The sequence below is a fragment of the Companilactobacillus mindensis DSM 14500 genome, assembly GCF_001434275.1.
In the GTDB taxonomy this organism is placed as follows: domain Bacteria; phylum Bacillota; class Bacilli; order Lactobacillales; family Lactobacillaceae; genus Companilactobacillus; species Companilactobacillus mindensis.
Genome location: NZ_AZEZ01000057.1, coordinates 17,060 through 35,459 on the forward strand (window position 1 = coordinate 17,060; position 18,400 = coordinate 35,459).

General features: G+C 38.4%; 18 protein-coding genes and 1 pseudogene. 6 read left to right on the forward strand and 13 right to left on the reverse strand.

The genetic code is table 11. The features are described 5' to 3' along the window. Positions 1 to 90: 90 nt before the first annotated feature. From FD29_RS05450 to FD29_RS05460, 3 genes and pseudogenes are all read right to left on the reverse strand, one after another. Positions 91 to 911, reverse strand: a pseudogene (locus FD29_RS05450) (SPFH domain-containing protein). A gap of 11 nt (positions 912 to 922) precedes the next feature. Next, positions 923 to 1,255, reverse strand: a complete 333-nt coding sequence (locus FD29_RS05455) for a hypothetical protein (protein ID WP_057887942.1) — start codon at positions 1,253 to 1,255, stop codon at positions 923 to 925. Positions 1,256 to 1,543: 288 nt separating this feature from the next. Continuing rightward, positions 1,544 to 2,356, reverse strand: a complete 813-nt coding sequence (locus FD29_RS05460; protein WP_057887943.1) for a glycosyltransferase family 8 protein — start codon at positions 2,354 to 2,356, stop codon at positions 1,544 to 1,546. 97 nt (positions 2,357 to 2,453) lie between these two features. Between FD29_RS05460 and FD29_RS05465 the strand changes: the two genes are divergently transcribed. After that, complete coding sequence (locus FD29_RS05465; RefSeq protein ID WP_057887944.1) at positions 2,454 to 2,864, forward strand: peptide deformylase; 411 nt, start codon at positions 2,454 to 2,456, stop codon at positions 2,862 to 2,864. A gap of 595 nt (positions 2,865 to 3,459) precedes the next feature. On the opposite strand, the gene FD29_RS05470 is transcribed toward FD29_RS05465, so the two are convergent. The 4 genes from FD29_RS05470 to FD29_RS05485 form a co-directional block, all read right to left on the reverse strand. Continuing rightward, positions 3,460 to 4,596: a hypothetical protein gene (locus FD29_RS05470; protein WP_057887945.1), complete on the reverse strand. Its 1,137-nt coding sequence runs from the start codon at positions 4,594 to 4,596 to the stop codon at positions 3,460 to 3,462. Between the two features lie 141 nt (positions 4,597 to 4,737). Further along, positions 4,738 to 5,868: a prolipoprotein diacylglyceryl transferase gene (locus FD29_RS05475; protein WP_057887946.1), complete on the reverse strand. Its 1,131-nt coding sequence runs from the start codon at positions 5,866 to 5,868 to the stop codon at positions 4,738 to 4,740. Positions 5,869 to 6,035: 167 nt separating this feature from the next. After that, positions 6,036 to 7,691, reverse strand: a complete 1,656-nt coding sequence (locus tag FD29_RS05480; protein ID WP_057887947.1) for an Nramp family divalent metal transporter — start codon at positions 7,689 to 7,691, stop codon at positions 6,036 to 6,038. A gap of 44 nt (positions 7,692 to 7,735) precedes the next feature. Further along, positions 7,736 to 8,176, reverse strand: coding sequence for a universal stress protein (locus FD29_RS05485; protein ID WP_057887948.1), 441 nt, complete (start codon positions 8,174 to 8,176; stop codon positions 7,736 to 7,738). Positions 8,177 to 8,594: 418 nt separating this feature from the next. Between FD29_RS05485 and FD29_RS11395 the strand changes: the two genes are divergently transcribed. Beyond that, positions 8,595 to 8,753: a hypothetical protein gene (locus FD29_RS11395; RefSeq protein ID WP_157049388.1), complete on the forward strand. Its 159-nt coding sequence runs from the start codon at positions 8,595 to 8,597 to the stop codon at positions 8,751 to 8,753. Positions 8,754 to 8,810: 57 nt separating this feature from the next. Beyond that, positions 8,811 to 9,482 (forward strand): metal-dependent transcriptional regulator, encoded by a 672-nt coding sequence (locus FD29_RS05490; protein WP_057887949.1) that lies wholly within the window; start codon positions 8,811 to 8,813, stop codon positions 9,480 to 9,482. A 131-nt stretch (positions 9,483 to 9,613) separates the two neighbouring features. Here FD29_RS05490 and FD29_RS05495 read toward each other — a convergent pair whose 3' ends face one another. Continuing rightward, positions 9,614 to 9,868: a Mor transcription activator family protein gene (locus tag FD29_RS05495; protein ID WP_057887950.1), complete on the reverse strand. Its 255-nt coding sequence runs from the start codon at positions 9,866 to 9,868 to the stop codon at positions 9,614 to 9,616. 109 nt (positions 9,869 to 9,977) lie between these two features. Between FD29_RS05495 and FD29_RS05500 the strand changes: the two genes are divergently transcribed. Further along, positions 9,978 to 10,976 (forward strand): helix-turn-helix transcriptional regulator, encoded by a 999-nt coding sequence (locus tag FD29_RS05500; protein WP_057887951.1) that lies wholly within the window; start codon positions 9,978 to 9,980, stop codon positions 10,974 to 10,976. 30 nt (positions 10,977 to 11,006) lie between these two features. Here the strand turns inward: FD29_RS05500 and FD29_RS05505 are convergent, their stop codons facing one another. Further along, on the reverse strand, positions 11,007 to 11,435 hold the full coding sequence (locus FD29_RS05505; RefSeq protein ID WP_057887952.1) for a MarR family winged helix-turn-helix transcriptional regulator: 429 nt from the start codon (positions 11,433 to 11,435) through the stop codon (positions 11,007 to 11,009). 112 nt (positions 11,436 to 11,547) lie between these two features. Between FD29_RS05505 and alsS the strand changes: the two genes are divergently transcribed. Both alsS and budA read left to right on the forward strand, forming a co-directional pair. Then, positions 11,548 to 13,227 (forward strand): acetolactate synthase AlsS, encoded by a 1,680-nt coding sequence (gene alsS, locus FD29_RS05510; protein ID WP_057887953.1) that lies wholly within the window; start codon positions 11,548 to 11,550, stop codon positions 13,225 to 13,227. Between the two features lie 19 nt (positions 13,228 to 13,246). Further along, on the forward strand, positions 13,247 to 13,957 hold the full coding sequence (budA, locus tag FD29_RS05515; RefSeq protein WP_057887954.1) for an acetolactate decarboxylase: 711 nt from the start codon (positions 13,247 to 13,249) through the stop codon (positions 13,955 to 13,957). A gap of 125 nt (positions 13,958 to 14,082) precedes the next feature. Here budA and FD29_RS05520 read toward each other — a convergent pair whose 3' ends face one another. From FD29_RS05520 to FD29_RS05535, 4 genes are all read right to left on the reverse strand, one after another. After that, positions 14,083 to 14,961: a DMT family transporter gene (locus tag FD29_RS05520; RefSeq protein WP_235804265.1), complete on the reverse strand. Its 879-nt coding sequence runs from the start codon at positions 14,959 to 14,961 to the stop codon at positions 14,083 to 14,085. A gap of 93 nt (positions 14,962 to 15,054) precedes the next feature. After that, positions 15,055 to 15,927, reverse strand: a complete 873-nt coding sequence (locus tag FD29_RS05525; RefSeq protein ID WP_057887955.1) for a DMT family transporter — start codon at positions 15,925 to 15,927, stop codon at positions 15,055 to 15,057. Between the two features lie 142 nt (positions 15,928 to 16,069). After that, entirely contained in the window at positions 16,070 to 16,933 is an 864-nt protein-coding gene (locus tag FD29_RS05530) for a DNA-processing protein DprA (protein ID WP_057887956.1), read from the reverse strand. A gap of 94 nt (positions 16,934 to 17,027) precedes the next feature. Continuing rightward, the gene (locus tag FD29_RS05535) at positions 17,028 to 17,936 is read right to left on the reverse strand and encodes a DMT family transporter (protein WP_057887957.1); all 909 of its coding nucleotides are present in this window, start codon (positions 17,934 to 17,936) and stop codon (positions 17,028 to 17,030) included. Positions 17,937 to 18,400: the final 464 nt, after the last annotated feature.

An 18,400-nucleotide genomic window follows, 5' to 3' on the forward strand; every position in this document is an offset into this window, starting at 1 on the left:
TCGTTCCAGCAATCCACTGGGATTTCACGGAAGACGGCAGTACAAGGCCCTCTCAAGGATCGAGACATTTAATCACAAAATTAACGATACTTACTTGTTATTAGTCATTTGATTCATAACTTTGGCAGTAACAGGAATATCCGCATATTTACCGATTGAATCTTTATCCATAACTACCGTATTAGTATTTGATCCTGCCAAGGATGCAAGGCTTGGATCTGTTGAGCAGTCAAATATTTACTATCGACGCTTGCCAAAGTATCATTCAATTTTTGAATCTCGTAGGCTCTGGCGTCAGCCTTGGCCTTGATAGCTTCAGCTTCAGCTTTAGCACTCGAAACGGTGGCTTCATTTTTAGCTTTGATCTCAATTTCAATACTTCTAGCATCACCGTTGGCTTTAGCAATGGCAGCGGTCTTTTCACGATCAGCTCGAATTTGTTTCTCCATTGATTCAGTAATTGAAGCTGATGGTTTCAATTCATCGATGTTTACCCGGTCGACTTTGATACCGTAAGTGTCGGTCAAATCTCCAATGGCCAAGGAAAGGTCGGCGTTGATCTTAGACGTTGATCCTAAAGCTTCATTTAAATCCAATTTACCGATGATATCACGCAAGTGACCACGAACTAATTGGATCATTGATTCTACTGAATCACTATTTTCATATTCGAATTTTTTAGCATTGGTAACGTGATAGTTCAAAGTAACGTTAGTTTGAACTTCCGCATTATCCTTAGTAATGACAGAATAGCCCTTCAATGACAAAGGAATCATCGCTAAATTGACGATTCTAACTTTCTGAAAGACCGGAATATACAGGTTCAATCCGGCGCTAACCTCTCGACTGTATCTACCTAACGTTTCAATCAATCCCACATGGTTTTGTCGTACAATTTTAAACCCTAACATATTTTATCCGCCTACTTTTCTGATTTAACTTCTTGAATCGTCAAGATATTGCCATTGGCTTTAATAACTTGATAATTCTGATTTTTGATAACCATATCGTTTGCCAACAAATCGTAGCGATAGTAGATTCCTTTAACTTCGATCAAATCATTGGCCATATTGATCTTGTCCCCTCGTACGACAGATCCTACTATTTGGCGTTGCTCTAAGTTATCGTTTGGCACTGCTTCGCTCAATTTGGTAACGATATAATTGTTTACACTACGGTTCTCACGGCTTGCATCTTTAGCAATCCGTTCATACAAATCTTTATCTAGTCTTAATGCAATCATTTTATCTGCCATAACTATATTATATCATCTTTATATCAATGTGATATCACTTTGATATGGCCAAACTGTCAATAATTTAGATCTTCTCTACTTCCCGTCTTCCATGAAATTTTGATGGATTGCTGGAACGCCAGCTAAGAGACTTCCACGGCTGAGCATCCACCAAAATTTCATTCCAGACTAAACAGATTTTCCTTTGCTATGTACTTGTAACAAAAAAGCCATCCAATTTTTTCGGATGACTTATGTATTTAAATAATTAGAATCAGGAACCATTGAGTGTTCAATCGAGAATAAACTTTATTTTATTCTGCGAGCTTTGTGTTGATAATGTTTGTACAAACCTGAGAAACGTTCCTTATATTCGGGGCGCCATGGTTTGTCACGACCACAGAAATGTAAAACTGCCGTGTGATCTATGACCCAATCCAGATCCCATTCACCATTGCTTTTGGCATAGTATAACGGATTCATACGGGCGTCATAATTGTATATTTCATCAGGAACTTGTTTGATATGTTGACCATAGAGACCGTTGAGAATATCTTGGTCTGGTAAAAATAAAGCCAAATTCTTTATTCGAATATAGCCAACGATATCTTCAGCTTTGACATATTCCCTGATTGCGGGTAAATTCATCATCATCATGCCTGAATTGAAGTAAGTCTCGGCATCATAATTTCCTAAACGAATCTTGTTCAGAGAGTCCGTTACATCGAGGGCAACGTGACTCGCAGCCGCATACCAATAACCATCGAAATCCATATTATATAGTTTCTTCAAATCATTGATGACTAGGACATCGACATCCAAGTATAGGATTCGTTTCATATTTTGAGGCAAGTATTTATAAGCTAGCAAACGGTAATAAATCGTCTTAGGATAACGGTCCGTCACTGGTGCATTGGCAAATTGATTATCCCGAATGATCAATGGATGATAAGTCATTCCCAAGGCTTTACAAACCTGTATTATTCTGGGCGTCGCTAGCAGTTTTTTATCTTGAAGTACATAGACGGAATAGTTTTTGGTTGAAGTATTCTCTTTAATCGAATATAAAGCCGTGATCAGTTGTTCCGTCACTCTATCGTCAATCGCAAATAATAGATTCATTGTTTCCTCCCCCTGTCAAGCTTTCAATTTCATTATACAGTTGATTGTCCAATAGGAACTATGCTTATAATGAAACATAACAATTTAGGAGCAAATTATGATAAAACAAATCAATCATAACCTCACTTTTCTTTCTCAAAAAGCTCAACTAGCTACTAAAGCTGACCGTAACGTCGTTACAGACTTACAAGATACTCTCAAAGCTAACGCTGAAATATGTGTCGGTATGGCTGCCAATATGATTGGTGTCAACAAACGTATTATTATCTTTTCGATGGGTATCATGAACGTCGTTATGATCAACCCCATTATTATTAGTAAGTCCCAACCTTATGATACAAAGGAAGGCTGCTTGTCTTTAACTGGGGAACGTCCTACTAAGCGTTACAAAAATATCACTGTTAAATATTTGGATACTGATTTCCAAGAACATACTCAAGAATTCTCTGACTTTATCGCTGAGATTATTCAACATGAGATTGATCATTGTGAAGGGATTATTATTTGAATTTTTTGTTTGCTGTTCACTGCCGTCTTCCATGAAATTCTGGTGGACGCTGGAACGCTGTGAGAGCAACTTAGAGCCAATTACGGTTCAAATTGTCTCTAAGCTTGTCTGTATCTAACCTGGCAAAGAACGCCAGCTAAGATACCACCACGGCTGAGCATCCACCAGAATTCCATTCCAGACTAATGGGTTTAAGGATTTTGGACTTTTGAAGTATTAATATAGGCAGTTTTATTAAGTATCAAAATAGCAAATATTTGTATACTTATCATTAACAATTTAAATCGTACAAAAATAGGCCGTAATTCTTAACAATTTAAGAATTACGGCCTTCTTATATGTAAAACTATCTCATATAACTAATAACTTTACTCAAATACTATATATACCAACTAAACAATGAAAACCCTAGCCTGGAGAGCAAAAGCTGATGGGCTCAGTGGTGGTTTAATCTTAGTCAGCGTACTGTGCTGGCTTAGATTACTGACGAGCTTGAAGACAATTTTTAAATTGGCTCCAAGTCGCCTCACCACGTTCCAGCCCAATCAGCTTTTGATCGGAAGGCGGCATCCTTCAACTACTTCATCTTTGTATGTTATTTTACGTTAGCAGCAGGAAGCCATTCGCTTGTTGAAACGCGGTACATCTTTTCGCCATTGATAATAGCTGAACGGTCAGTATACCAAGCTGAATTAGCAGCTAGTTGACGGCTACCTACTTCTTCGCCATCGACTGTGAATAATCTAGCACTACCTTTAGTTGTAACGGTTGTGTTCAAACTTTCGATTTCTAGACCATCAGATAACTTGGCCCATTCATTTGTAGCGACACGAAGGTATTTAACGCCATTCAATGTCATCAATTTGTCGGCTAACCAAGCTGAGTTCTTACCAAGTGCACGACTGCCTAATGAAACACCGTCAATATCGTATAAAGTCACAGGTTTCAAGGCTAAGAAGGTTGTCTTGTGTGAAACGATAGTCTTCTCGTCAGCTGGTTTTTCTTCTGGCTTTGTTTCCTTTTCATCATCTTTTTTAGGATCTTCAGGTTTTGTATCTTTACCGTCATCCTTTTTTGGTTCTTCTGGTTTTGTTTCTGGTGTATCTGGTGTTTCAGGTGTTGTAGCAGGATCTTCGATGACTTTCTTTGAAGTAGTTTCTTTAACAGGAACTACCACAGGAGTAGCCTTAGGATCATCAGCCTGACCCATAACGTGTCCTTTTACAATAGAAACAGTTGGTTTACCATCGGCATCTAATTTAACTTGAATTGATTCACCTTTTTGCAAATTCAATTCGGCTGGAACGTTTTTAATGGTAGTTGTTTTGCCATCTTCCAAAGGAACGTTTTCCAAAACAACATCTTTACCATTGGCATCCATCGTAATGTTGTTGATAGATACTTTAGCTAAATTGTCATTAAAGTTAGTTTCAGCAGCATTCACAGTAGTAAGTGATGCTGAATCATTTAACGAAGTATGTGGTGCATAAGCGATGATACCCGTTAAGGCAACGGTTGCGGGTGTTGTTCCGTTAAGTGTCTTGAGAGTTTCTCCAACTTGACCCATTTTTTCCTTCAAAGCTGCCTTTTTTGCGGCAAGTTCGTTGGCCCCTTGATCAGTTGTTACGTCAGTTTTAACGTCATCCGCCAAAACAGTTGTTACGCTTGTTACTTGTGAACCTAAAGCTAGTGCTGCAAGGCCAAGTACGATTGGTTTGTAGTATAGTTTCATGTTTCCCCCTATAAGGATAATTTGTTTACTTTAGCAATATACCATACGAAAGGCCTATTTTAATAGGAAAATATAATTATTTCGTTAATTTATTAGTTGCGCCAAAAAAAGACAGCCATTATGGTTGTCTTTTTTTTAGTTCTATTTAACATCCTTAGCAGAAACCCATTCAGTTGGAGTTACGCGATACATCTTTTGACCATTGATCATAGCGACTTTATCAACCCGCCAAGTACTATCTTTAACTAAAGCACGATTGCCTACTACATCGCCAGTTTCAGTATAAAGTGTGGCTTGTCTGATCGTTGTAATGGTTAAATCAATCGTTTCTGAATTATTTCCTTCAATCACTGTTTTTGATCCGTGCTTAGCTGTTTTGCTTTCGTCAACTGGAGTAGCTGGTGTTGAAGTATGATCTGATTCATGATTAGTTGTTTTTGTGTCATCAACTGGTACGACTGGTGTTCCATCATCGTTTTCAGCAATAAATTGATTATATAATTCACGATACTTTGTCATATAGTCATTGAGTTCCGCTAAATTACTGTAACCATGGTTTCTAAATTCCATGAAGTACTCAGCTTCTCTAACCAATGCTCTAATCTTCAAATTTTTAGGTGTAGCTTCTTGCCAACCCCATTCGCCACCATTTGAATATACTTCGTTTGTAAAATCGCCACTGATGGCATCAATTTCGCTAGCCTCATCACCATAAACAACATCTAAACCATTAGTTTTGTACCCTGTCTTCGAATGATCATCTGCATCTTCGATTGGTTGATTAGTTTCTGGATCTAACACATAGACGATTTCATTACTATAAACCTTATAAGGTATCAAGAGTGGTCCCTCGTCAGCCGGATTCACGCTATTATCCATATTAGACGTCTTAGGTTTAATAGTTTTAACAGATGTTCCGTCATTTTCTACTTCAATACCATTTTCTGGTGTGTTTTTATCTGTAGTAGTACCATCTTGAGATTGCTCAACTGCAGGTTCCTCAAGCGCTTGATCTTCCTCTTGATTATCTGTTGTTTGCTCTGATTCTGATTCTTCAACTACTTGAGAATCTTCTTCATTAACAGCAGCTGGTTCAGATGTTTCTTCATCATTGGCAGCTTGATTCACTTGATCTGCTTCATTTTTAATTTCTTCAACTGATGTTTGGCTTGTCTCAGTTTCAACATCATCCGCCTTTGTAGTAACGGTATTGGCCATTTGTACTCCCAAAGCAACGGTAGCAATACTTAAAATAAGTGTTTTTTCATTCATTTTCTCCATATAAGGAATTTTTCACAATCATTGAAATATATCATATGAAAACCTTCTCACAACAGAAAAATTTCGCTTATACCAAGGATTTATTTATCAAAAGATAATTATGATTTTTTGCATAAAAAAGCGACCTTCAACAGGTCGTTTTTTATTACAATTATTTATTATCTTTGTTCAGCATTTCTTTCAGCTGTAGCTTCTTTGTCAAATTCTTCTTCTGAATCGGCAGCAGCTGACATCTTTGCCAAATGTGCATATGTTGAATCAACATGTTCAGCAGCTAATGAAGTCTTGAGTCTTTCATTACCCTTGTGCATATCGACAAGTGTCCAAACTAATAAGGCTAGAACACCGATGATCAATACCCAAGCGATGATGTTAGCTTGAGTCGTTTGTGCAGCAGTGATCTTGTCACCGTAGAAAGCTTGGATTTGACCTGGTAAACCGTAAAGGTTCAAGAATGTCAAAGCAATAACTGAGAACCAGCCGAAGCCTTTGATCCAAGCACCGTTCTTGAATTTGTTACCCATTTCTGTGGCACTATCTGTCATAAGTAATAGTGGCAACATTGAGAATGGCAAAGCGAAAGCCAAGAAGACTTGTGAGTTATTCATCAAATCATTCAAAGCAACGTGTTCATCGATTGAACTCTTGCCACTTGTCAACATAACACAGATAAGAACAGGAATAACTGATAGCAAACGTGTTACTAAACGACGTAACCAGAGAGGCATTCTCATGTGAACGAAACCTTCCATGATAACTTGTCCTGACAACGTACCAGTAATAGTTGAGTTTTGACCTGAAGCCAACAAGGCAACAGCGAATAATGTTGAAAGGATACCTGACTTAGCAACGGCAATAAGCACACCATTACTCAAAGTTGAAGTATCTGATAGAGCTTGGTACAAACCGAAGAATGATGGATCTTTAACGGCACCACTCTTAAATACGGCCACACCCATAACTAATAGCAAAGCATTAACGAAGAATGCAGCTGTTAATTGGATATTTGAATCCCAAGCTGAGAAACGAACATTTTGTGCAACTGATTTTTCATCAGCGTGATTAACTTTACGTGTTTGTGAAATAGCTGAGTGAAGGTACAAGTTGTGAGGCATAACTGTCGCACCAATGATACCTAAAGCACCAGTTAAAGGTGTTTGACCACCGATTGATGGGTGTGTTGCGAATGTCTTACCTGTTGGTACTAAACCAGCAAAAGCAGCACCCCAGTTAGGATCTGATAGAGCAACTTGATATACGAAAACGAATAGAATAACAAGAATCAAACATACAACGATAGCTTCGATCTTTCTGAAACCGATCTTTGTCAATAATAGCAATACCAAAACATCACCAACAGTAATAAATACGGCAATTACTAATGGAATATTGAATAGTAAGTACAAAGCGATGGCACCACCGATAACTTCGGCAATATCAGTCGCCATAATAGCAAACTCAGTTAAGATCCATAAAACTATACCTAAAGATTTACTTGTTCTGGCACGAATTGCTTGTGCCAAATCCATCTTACTCACGATGCCTAGTTTAGCAGCCATATATTGTAACAACATGGCAATTAAACTAGACATAAGAATAACTGACATTAATAGGTACTGGAAGTTTTGACCACCAGTGATTGATGTTGACCAATTACCTGGATCCATGTAACCAACGGCAACCAATGCCCCTGGTCCTGAATATGCTAGAAGTGTTTTGAAAAATCCTTTATCTTTTGGAACGTCGACCGTACCATTGATCTCTTGCAATGAAGGACCATTGGCGTATTCGATTAATTTATGCTTTTCAGCCATAGTATTAATCTCCCCTTAATTATAATTTCTCGATATTATTGTTTTTAGCGAATAATCATGATTGAAATTGGTGAATATTTCGCCATGTATGCGGCTTGCGAACCGAAATACTTTCTGATTCCTTTTTTAGAAACTGAACCGATAACTAATAGATCAGCTTTTGATGCTGGAATAACATCTTTAACGATTGTTTCACCGGGATCCCCTTCGGCAACCATAAGTTCTACCTTTTTAACTCCGGCGTCTTTAGCAACTTGGCGGTATTCTTTCAAGTGTGCTTCGAGTTCTTTACGTTCCCCATGGACGTAGTCTCTAGTAAGTGCTTGATAAACGTTCATCTCGTCACTTTCCAAAATAGAAGTGATGATCAAAGTTGAGTCATCTTTGATACAACGGTGCATGGCATATCTGAATGCTAATTGGGCATCGTCAGAATCATCAACACCGACTAAGACACGTTCAAACTTAGTATTTTGCTTCGACATTGGTCTGTCCTCCAATATATTTTTAAGGCAAGTACTGTAATGCTCGCCCTTTCAAAATTCATTCTACCGCAATTTAAAGAGATGTAAACTATTTTTTAAGGTACCCTAATAAAAAGATATATTTGACGCTACTTTTTAAATTTTATTAGAAACCGTTTACTTGCCTATTATATAGGGAATTAAGACGATATTATGAGGTATATATATAAAATTTTACCCCCCCACTTAACTATTTTATTTAAAATAAATATGCTATATTAAAAACGTTAATGACGGGGTTTACGGTTCTTAATACTTGAATAGCAATTATTTTATAAACACTATGTATACATATCAATGAATATACTTGTTTTTAACAATTAATATTAGGTTCAACTAAATGAGTGGCCGTCAACATTTACTACTAGGGGAGATTATTATGAAAGACACAGATAAACCAGCACTAAACGAAGTCAAAGACCAAGAGTACCTTACTAACAACTGGCTCACGTCGGAAGTTTTGATTGGAATGTACTCAAGAATTTTCACTAATCTACTATTATCCGATGATCGTATTTTTAAAGGACATTCCAAATAAAAACTCGTCCTTATATAGAAGAAACATTCTCAATTAGAAAAAAAGTGGTGAATAATTTTGAACGACTTGAGTTTTTTACGATTAATATTCGAATTAGGTGGCAGTTTCCAAAACGTCAACAATATCGATCTAGCTGTCAAAGCTAACGTCAGCAAGGCTTCAATTTCCGACCGGACCCAACATTTGTCAAAGTTAGGCTTGGTTAAGTATACGAAATACTACGGTACCAAATTGACCAAAAAGGGTTTGAATGCGGTCATCCCTTTGGTTCAACAGCACCGACTATTAGAAACTTGGCTCTATGAAAAGCTAGATATTCCTTTGAGCGAAGTCTACGAAAAAGCTACTAAACTAGCCGATCATCCCGACTCTCTTTTGATCGACCGACTAAATATCTATTTGGAATATCCCGAAACTTGTCCGCACGGCAACATCATTCCCATCAACTGCTCGGTTCCCGAATTTTCCAAATATTCACTGTTGTCGAACCAAGACATTTCCGACACGACTTTCAAAATCGTCAACTTCACTGAGGATAATTACTTATTCAAGATTCTCAGCAATATCGACATCAAGCTAGCCGACGATATCAAAATTTTGAACATCAATAACTACGATCATTCCATGGTTGTCCTCAATCTGCGCAATGGTCTGAAGCAAATTCTGCCCAAAAATATCACTAAGATGATTCGGATCGAAAAGATCTCTGAAATGGAAAAAAGCGTTTGAGTACACATGATTGATAAAATCACGCGTTGTCAAACGCTCTTTTTAAACGCTCTTTTTATTTACGAGAGCAGAACAAAACATGGTCATTTTTTCCACGTTTATGCCGCATACTTAGTAATATAGTTGTTCTGTCATTTGCTGACTTTACGAAACCAACGAGGTGAAAAGCCATATTTATGCGATAGATCTCTGATCTTTTGCGGATTCAACTCTTCACCTTGGATCATTTCTCGAATGGCTGTGGGGTCGTACAATTTCATCGGCAATTGCAACTGCGAGCCACCGAAGTTTTCCCGAACTTTCAACATGTTATCCATCCCGATAATATCGACTAAGTCCTTGTATGATTCATTCAATAAGTCGTAATCTATTCTTTCGTTTGTCATGATTTCTCTCCTATTAGTTAAATACCTTTTAGTTGTTAAAAGTAATATCTTTATCTTTAAAACAACTCTATAATTTTAAGTAGACAATAATCGTCTAGGAGGTAAAATTATGAATTCGTCTCAACGAAGATTAGCCATTTATATTCAATTATTGGATGGTCAAATTTTAAACAAGGCTCAATTAGCCGACCATTACAACATCACTCTGCGAGCCATTCAGCGCGATATCAGTCAAATCAATGAAACCTTCATTGATTTAAATTTGCCTTTCAAAATTGCCTATCAGCGTGACCGCAACGGCTATCAGCTTCACAGCGACCAACACGTCTTGAATCATCAAGAAATTCTCGTCATGATCAAAGTTCTCTTAGCCAGTCGGGCTCTCAACAAAAAAGAACTCAGAAGCACCGTCGATGGCTTGCTGAATTTGATCACCAGTGAAAGCAAACAAAAAGTCACTCCTTTGATTCAAAATGAACTATTTCACTATCAACCGCTGCAACACAACCAAGATTTGCTCAACAAAATTTGGACTTTCAGTAACTTTATTCGCCAAAAACGTTCGATTCAAATCACTTATCAGCGTCAACATTCCGAAACTGTCACTCGTAACGTTTTGCCACAGGCACTGATTTTTTCCGAATTCTACTTCTACTTAGTTTCATATAATCCTAAGTACCACACCAATCTGCTCTACCGTATCGACCGTATACAAGATTATGCCGTGACCAACAATATTGCTTTGGATTACAAGGATCGTTTTGAAGAAGGCAATTTCCGTCAAAAGATCCAGTTCATGTATCCCGGTCAGTTGGTTCATATCGAATTCCAATTCTGGGGTATCGTCGAAGCGGCATTGGATCGAATTCCGACCGGCAGGGTCATTAAACGACTCGATGCCAATGGAAATGAAGAAACTTTAACAACTGAAAATCGTACTCATCAATCCAGTAAAGACGGCAGCGTTATTATTGAAGCTGACGTTTACGGTGAACGTGGTGTGATGATGTGGCTTTTGAGTCAGGGGCACAATGTAAAAGTTCTAGGTCCCGATACCTTAATCGACAACATCAAAAAAGAAGCTCAACTCATACTTGAACGGTATTGAATGAGAGCTTCTTTTTAATTTGTCTTATTTTCACTCTTGAACTGGACCTACAATAGTAGAAACTACAGCTTCGATCGAGGCAACTAACGGACTGTCAGGCGTGATACCAGTTTTAGCAAAACGGTCTTCCCACCACTGGCTGCGGATTTTTTGAACCGTGGCAACTACTTTTTGACCTTCAGCTGTCAGACTCAAGATCTTCGTTTTCCCCGCTCCATCAAGCTTAGTTAGATAGTTTAATTTTTCCATCTTATTGATTTCACGTGTGGCCAAAGCTTTATCGATCACTAATGACCGAGCTACTTGATTTTGACTAATATTTTCATAATCGCCAATTGATAAAAGAATACAAGCTGCGGTCGGATTCAAGTTGATTTCATTGAATTTTTCCCTCGTATCCTTGTAATATTGTCTATGTAAGATAGAAATGTCTTGTGCTAAATAACCGATATTTTTCATTTGCTTTCACTCCGATGAAAAGACTTTCGTGTTGACAAATCAACACCAATGCTTTATTTTTTACCTATAAATAATTATAGAACAAAACTAAACAAAAAAGAGGTTAGAAACAATGACAGAACAACCAAATGGCGCTCAAGCATTGATTCAAACAATGATCAATCAAGGAGTTAAATACGTTTTTGGACTACCTGGAGCCAAAATCGATCAACTCTTTGAATCTCTAGAACATAATGATGATCCTAAAACACCCAAATTGATCATCACTCGTCATGAACAAAATGCAGCTTTCATTGCCGCAGGGATTGGTCGTCTAACTGGTAAACCCGGCGTAGTCGCTACTACTTCTGGACCTGGTGTTTCAAACCTAGCAACTGGACTTATCACTGCCACTGCCGAAGGAGACCCGGTAATTGCTTGGGGTGGCCAAGTTCCCCGAAACGATATTGCCAGATTAACCCACCAGAGTATCTCAAGTAAAGAACTTTTAGCTGCCGCAACTAAAGATAGTGTCGAAGTTCAGGATGCCAACAATCTTTCTGAATCATTCGCCAATGCTTACCAAAACTCAATTGCCCCTAAAGCTGGAGCTACTTTCATCTCCATTCCCCAGGATGTTTTGAATGACAAAGTCAATCGTCCTACGATCAATAAATTGTCACCCGTAACTCAAGGTGGTGCTGACCAAGAAACTATCGATCAAATCATCGAGAAGATAAAGCACGCTAAGCTTCCCGTAATTTTAGCTGGGATGCGCTCCTCCACTAATGAAGTGACCCACAAGATCCACAAGTTCTTGCACAAATTCTCGATTCCAGTTGTCGAAACATTCCAAGGCGCTGGGGTTATTTCCCAAGACCTTGAAAAGAATTATTATGGCCGTGTCGGTCTATTCAGAAATCAAATTGGTGACACTGTTCTCAAAGAAAGTGATCTGATCATCGCTGTTGGCTACGATCCAATTGAATATGAAGCTAGAAATTGGAACGTTGGCCGCAAGGGTGAAATTATCAATTTGGATGGAACAGCTCCAGAAATCACTAATGACTATCAACCCGATCTAATCGTCCAAGCTGATATTGCCAAAACTTTGGACGCTGTCAGTGAACAATTGCCGGCTGATATCGATTTGTCACCTGAAATGCACCAACACTTAGCTGAACAACAAGAGAAGTTCACCAAAAAAGATGCCATTCCTGAAAATCACTCCGATAAAGATGGGATTCATCCCTTGGCTATCATCCATGCTTTGCAAAATCAAGTAAACGACGATACAACTGTTACTGTCGATGTCGGTTCGCTCTATATTTGGATGGCTCGTCACTTCAGAAGCTACAAGCCACGTCACCTCTTGTTCAGTAATGGTATGCAGACACTAGGAGTTGCTTTGCCTTGGGCGATTGCCGCTGCTTTGGAACGTCCTGAACAACCAGTCGTTTCGGTTGCTGGCGATGGTGGTTTTCTCTTTTCTGGTCAAGAGTTAGAAACAGCTGTCCGTTTGCATCTCAACATCGTTCAACTGATTTGGGACGACGGTTACTACGATATGGTTCGTTTCCAAGAGATTGCTAAGTACGGTCACGACTCTGGGGTCAAACTCGGACCAGTCGATTTCGTTAAATATGCAGAAAGTTTCGGTGCTACCGGAATGCGGGTCGAAAGAACTGAAGATCTAGAACCAATGCTGGCCAAAGCTTTCGCAACTAAGGGTCCAGTGGTTCTTCACATCCCCGTCGATTACTCAGACAACATCAATCTTGCATCTAAACTTGTTGACGATGTCTTGAATTAAGATAGAAGGAGTTTTTATCATGTCACACACTCATACGCTTTACCAACACGGAACACTAGCTTTATTAGTTCCCGGACTTTTGGACGGAACTATTACGATGAAAGAATTACTGGAACACGGCGACACCGGTATCGGTACTGGTGAAGGACTCGATGGTGAATTGATCATCCTCGATGGCGTTCCCTATCAAGTCGACAGCGACGGCAATGTCAATGTTGTCAAAGACGACTTCACTCTTCCCTTTGCTAACAGCCACTTTGCCAAATATCGCCATTTAACTGATGTCAACGAATTGTCCCAAGCTGAACTAGACAAAAAAATCTTGTCGATGACTAGCAATAACACTTTCTTTTCAATTATGATGCACGGAACCTTTACTAATATCAGAACCCGGGCTGTTAAGAAATCACACAAACCTTACGCTACTCTCGGGGAAACGGCCCAAAACCAAAGCATCTTTTTGAAGGAATCAGTTGAAGGAACCCTTTTGAGTTACTACTCACCAACTATTTTCGACGGCGCTGCCGTTGGCGGATTCCATCACCACTTTATTTCTGACAAACGTGACTTTGGTGGCCACGTATTAGGCTTCGGCGGTGCAACTGGTGATGTTGAGATCCAACACTTCTCCACTTTGGAACAACACTTGCCAGTTCACAATAAAGACTATATGAATTATGACTTTTCTGACTGGGATATTCTCAGTGAGATTCATGACGCTGAAAATTAAATTTACACGCAAAAAAGACGACCTCAATTGAGATCGTCTTTTTGCTATCTTACAAATCATTCCATGAATCCTTTCACCATCATCAATATCTATAACGATATTATTGATGCCAACTTTTGCTACACCTATTCCGTAAACCGAATTGAAACCCAGACACTACCCAGAATCAAAATCGATCCTAGAACAAAGCCCAAAGTCAGTCCTTCACCTAACAACAACCATCCTAACAAAGTCCCCACAACTGGTTGCAACAAATAGAACAAACCTGAGGCACTAGTGCTGACCATTGTTAAACCTTTATTCCACATTACAAAAGCTGCTGCTGTCGACAAAGTTCCCACATAAAACAAGCAGAAGATCACTTTGGGATTGAGAAAGTTAACCGTCATCAAGGCTGAAGTATCGGTTAAGACAAATGGTGTCAGACAGATCATCGCTACCAATGTCGAAATAATCGTAATTTGTAAAGCTGTGTAATTAGGTAACTTTTGGATCAAGACTGACATCAACGACCAAGTCAGTGCCGCTACGATCAAAAATAACACGCCAATTAAGATATGTTTTCCCGAAAGATGAATTCCAACAATCATAATCACACCGATAGTCGCCATCACTAATGAGGTTACTTTGACCCGATTGAGTTTTTCCTTGAGAATCCACCAGGCAAAAATCATCATAAAGGATGGCGTTGACGCTGTCACTACTGCGCCAGTTTGAGCACTGGAAAACCAAGTTCCCGTTTCCTGAGCTACTAACGAGACTGTATAGCCTATCAAGCCAATGGGAATAAACCATTTGAGATCTTGAATCTTGAAATGCCACTGCTCTCTCTTGACCAAAGAAAATGCTATCAAAAATATCAGTGCCACTAAATATCGTAGCCAAACCAATTGCAACGGATGAATTTGCCCCACGACGACTTTTACCGCTACAAACGTGCCACCCCAAATACTGGCGGCCACACTCAACAAAATAGAACCAACTAATTTATTCGACTTCATCATAATACTGTTCTTTCTTTCAATAGACCTTTTAACTCAAAATTATAGTCGTTTGAAATAAAAAAACGACCAATATTTCAGCCGTTTTGAAAAATTTTATTCAAATTTAATTGAGATTAAAACACTACTCAAAATCAAGACCGTTCCGATGACAAAACCAAAACTAATGCCTTCATTCAACAACAACCAACCTAACAAAGTTCCCACAATTGGTTGCAATAAAAAGAACAATCCAGAAACACTGGTTTTAACCAGCGTAAGGCCTTTATTCCACATTACGAAAGCTCCTGCCGTTGAGATCACACCTAAGTACAACAAACCCAAAATAATTTTTGGCTCTGTAAAATTGATGTGTGTTAAGGCTGTCGAATCAACCATCACAAATGGTGTTAAACAAAAAATTGCGACGATCGTCGACATGATGGTAATCTGCAGTGAACTGTAAGATTTGATCAACTTGATCAAGACTGACATCAAGGCCCACGTTAAGGCAGCTAAGACAAGTGACAAGACGCCCCACAAAATATTATTACCTGTGAGGTGAATCCCTACGATCATAATTACACCAACTGTCGCCATCATTACCGAGAGCACTTTTGTTTTAGTTAAACGTTCCTTCAAAATAATTCTAGCAAAGATGACCATAAAGGTTGGTGTGGCTGAAGTAATTACTGCCCCAGTTTGAGCACTCGATAGCCAGGTACCGGTTTCCTGCGCCACGATGGAAATAGCATTGCCAATGATACCAACTAAAACTACTAATCCCAAATCACACCAGTTGCGTTGCCACTTCTCTTTTTTGACAATGGAAAAAAGTACCAAAACCACTGTGGCTACCAAATAGCGTAACCAAACTAACTGCAAGGGACCAACTTCCCCAACGATAATTTTGACAACAACAAACATTCCACCCCAAATACAGGCTGACAAACTTAATAAAACTGTTCCTAAAAATTTTTGCGAATCCATAAATAATATTCCTTCCGTTTTGTAATTTCTTCTGAAATTAACCAACGGAATCTATCCGTTGATTAACGGATAGTTGGAACATCACATTCATTTAATGGTGAATAGATCATATGTGCACCTTCTTTTTTGACAATAAAAAGTATTATATCACAGTCCTGGGAGTATTAATTTTGGACTCCAATTCCAATAATTGTTTCTGAATAGAACTACTTTTATCTAAAATCACACTGGGACGATTATGTTTGTGGGCAAAATTTAAAGTTATATTCGTACCACTTTTGGATTCTGGTTCCACTGCTACGACTCCTTCACTCAAGCCACTCTGCCACTCGTCTCGTGCGGCTAAGAATCTAGGATAAAGTCGATCCTTCAAAGGTCTAGTTGATAACAATAAACCTGAATTAGCCACAATATTCTCGGCTAATTCAACATTCTTCCGTGGATAAATTGGTTGGTCCAAACCAGCTGCCAAGACGGCCAACGTTTTTCCAGAGTTTTCCAAGGCCGTTTGATGAGCCTTAGTATCGCAGCCCAAAGCTAGTCCACTGACGATTACAAAATCCCTTTGAACAAAGTACTTGGTCGCCACAGAAACATGTTCTATTCCCTGAGATGTTGGCATTCTATTACCAACTACGGCTACACTATGCGCACGATTCAATAAATTAACATTACCTTTAGCGTAAAGAATGACCGGAAAGTTATGCAATTTCAACATCTTCTGCGGATAAGTTATCTCACGAAAATTGATCACTGTTATTTGTAATTTTTCAGCTAACAATAGTTCTTCTTGAGCTTTTTTTATATGATCTTGCCAAATAAAACGATCCAAAATCCCTTTTTCCATAGCCCATTTGAAATGCCTGGGCGCATGCCGTTTTATCTCATTAAAATCAGTCAGTGCACGTTGCGGCACCGGCAACTTTTCCAATAATTTTCTAACGCTGATTGGTCCTACTTGCGGTATTTTCAAACAAGCAATCATTAATTGGGTTAATGTATTCATCACTTTTCCATCCTTTTTTGCGGTTATTCCAAAGTACGAAAAAAAAGACGAACCTTCTTCAGATTCGTCTTAAAATTATTATTCAATTTTGGAATTAGATACTGTCTCCAGCAAGCATGTCCTCATCGCTATTATCTTCGAATTTAACTGAGATCCAAACACTAGCTAAAATCATAGCTGAACCGATGATAAAGCCGATTGAGATTTGTTCACCCAACAACAACCAACCTAGAAATGAACCAACGATTGGCTGAATCAAGTAGAATAATCCAGAAGAACTGGCACTGATAACTTTGAGACCCTTGTTCCACATTACGTAGGCAATGGCTGTAGAAACACCACCGATGTAAAGTAAACTTAAAATAACTTTGGGATCAAAGAAATTAATACTTGTGAGTGACGACATATCGCTTAAAATAAATGGCGTCAAGCAGACTACAGCGACTACAGTTGACATAATAGTAATTTGTAAAGAACTATAAGTCTTTACTTTTTTAATCAAGACGGACATCAAGGCCCAAGTTATCGCAGTAAGAATCAACAAAACAATTCCTAGGATAACATTGGTACCTGACATCTTTAATCCCACGATCATCACAACACCTAAGATGGCGATGATGACTGAGAAAATCTTAACCTTATCAAGTGGTTCTTTCAAAATCAACCATCCAAAGATAATCATAAAGGCTGGAATAGTTGAGGTAATCACGGAACCAGTTTGAGCATTTGACAAACCTGTACCCATTTCTTGGGCAACTAGAGAAATCGTGTTCCCAATGACACCGATCCAAAAGATCAACTTCAAATCGGGCCAATTGATATGCCACTTTTCTCCTTTCATAATCGAATATCCGATCAAGAATACTAATGAGATTAAATACTCCAACCAAACTAATTGAATTGGATGTACCTCATCAACAATAATTTTTACTACGACAAACATTGCGCCCCAAATAACTGCAGCAATGCATAATTCTATGGATCCTAAAACCCTTTTAGACATTTTTTGTAATATTCCCCTTCGCTTTGATTTCATTCTGAATTCATTGCTACGCTACCCTCGCGAATAGCCGAAATATTACGGTTGTCAATTAACGATAAATATTCACCTTCCTTATGTTAACGAGATAAGTATAACATTCATATCAAAAATATTTTAATATTGTCCTAATTGGCACGAAAATTGCTTAATTCAGCTTAAATTTATAGCGTTTACAATTAGCAACATAAAGCCATTCTCGCAATTAAAAAAATATCAGAAAAATTTATTGAAAGAAACGTTATTTCGGTGAATTTACCAAGATTTTACATAGATTAAGTTTCGATACAAACAGAGTTACATTAACTTGAAATTCCTACTATTGTTCAAAAGAGTCTCTGATACTGTTAGTCGATTCTTTTTCAGCTTTGGTTACATACAATTATTTAGAATCGAGTAGGAGGTAACTTTTAATTACCGACCTCTCA

What these genes read in the sequence shown, in the direction of transcription:
- FD29_RS05455 (WP_057887942.1), bottom strand. Translation starts at nt 1,255, where the DNA reads ATGGCAGATAAAATGATTGCATTAAGACTAGATAAAGATTTGTATGAA.
- FD29_RS05460 (WP_057887943.1), bottom strand. Translation starts at nt 2,356, where the DNA reads ATGAATCTATTATTTGCGATTGACGATAGAGTGACGGAACAACTGATC.
- FD29_RS05465 (WP_057887944.1), top strand. Translation starts at nt 2,454, where the DNA reads ATGATAAAACAAATCAATCATAACCTCACTTTTCTTTCTCAAAAAGCT.
- FD29_RS05470 (WP_057887945.1), bottom strand. Translation starts at nt 4,596, where the DNA reads ATGAAACTATACTACAAACCAATCGTACTTGGCCTTGCAGCACTAGCT.
- FD29_RS05475 (WP_057887946.1), bottom strand. Translation starts at nt 5,868, where the DNA reads ATGAATGAAAAAACACTTATTTTAAGTATTGCTACCGTTGCTTTGGGA.
- FD29_RS05480 (WP_057887947.1), bottom strand. Translation starts at nt 7,691, where the DNA reads ATGGCTGAAAAGCATAAATTAATCGAATACGCCAATGGTCCTTCATTG.
- FD29_RS05485 (WP_057887948.1), bottom strand. Translation starts at nt 8,176, where the DNA reads ATGTCGAAGCAAAATACTAAGTTTGAACGTGTCTTAGTCGGTGTTGAT.
- FD29_RS11395 (WP_157049388.1), top strand. Translation starts at nt 8,595, where the DNA reads ATGAAAGACACAGATAAACCAGCACTAAACGAAGTCAAAGACCAAGAG.
- FD29_RS05495 (WP_057887950.1), bottom strand. Translation starts at nt 9,868, where the DNA reads ATGACAAACGAAAGAATAGATTACGACTTATTGAATGAATCATACAAG.
- FD29_RS05500 (WP_057887951.1), top strand. Translation starts at nt 9,978, where the DNA reads ATGAATTCGTCTCAACGAAGATTAGCCATTTATATTCAATTATTGGAT.
- FD29_RS05505 (WP_057887952.1), bottom strand. Translation starts at nt 11,435, where the DNA reads ATGAAAAATATCGGTTATTTAGCACAAGACATTTCTATCTTACATAGA.
- alsS (WP_057887953.1), top strand. Translation starts at nt 11,548, where the DNA reads ATGACAGAACAACCAAATGGCGCTCAAGCATTGATTCAAACAATGATC.
- budA (WP_057887954.1), top strand. Translation starts at nt 13,247, where the DNA reads ATGTCACACACTCATACGCTTTACCAACACGGAACACTAGCTTTATTA.
- FD29_RS05520 (WP_235804265.1), bottom strand. Translation starts at nt 14,961, where the DNA reads ATGATGAAGTCGAATAAATTAGTTGGTTCTATTTTGTTGAGTGTGGCC.
- FD29_RS05525 (WP_057887955.1), bottom strand. Translation starts at nt 15,927, where the DNA reads ATGGATTCGCAAAAATTTTTAGGAACAGTTTTATTAAGTTTGTCAGCC.
- FD29_RS05530 (WP_057887956.1), bottom strand. Translation starts at nt 16,933, where the DNA reads ATGAATACATTAACCCAATTAATGATTGCTTGTTTGAAAATACCGCAA.
- FD29_RS05535 (WP_057887957.1), bottom strand. Translation starts at nt 17,936, where the DNA reads ATGTCTAAAAGGGTTTTAGGATCCATAGAATTATGCATTGCTGCAGTT.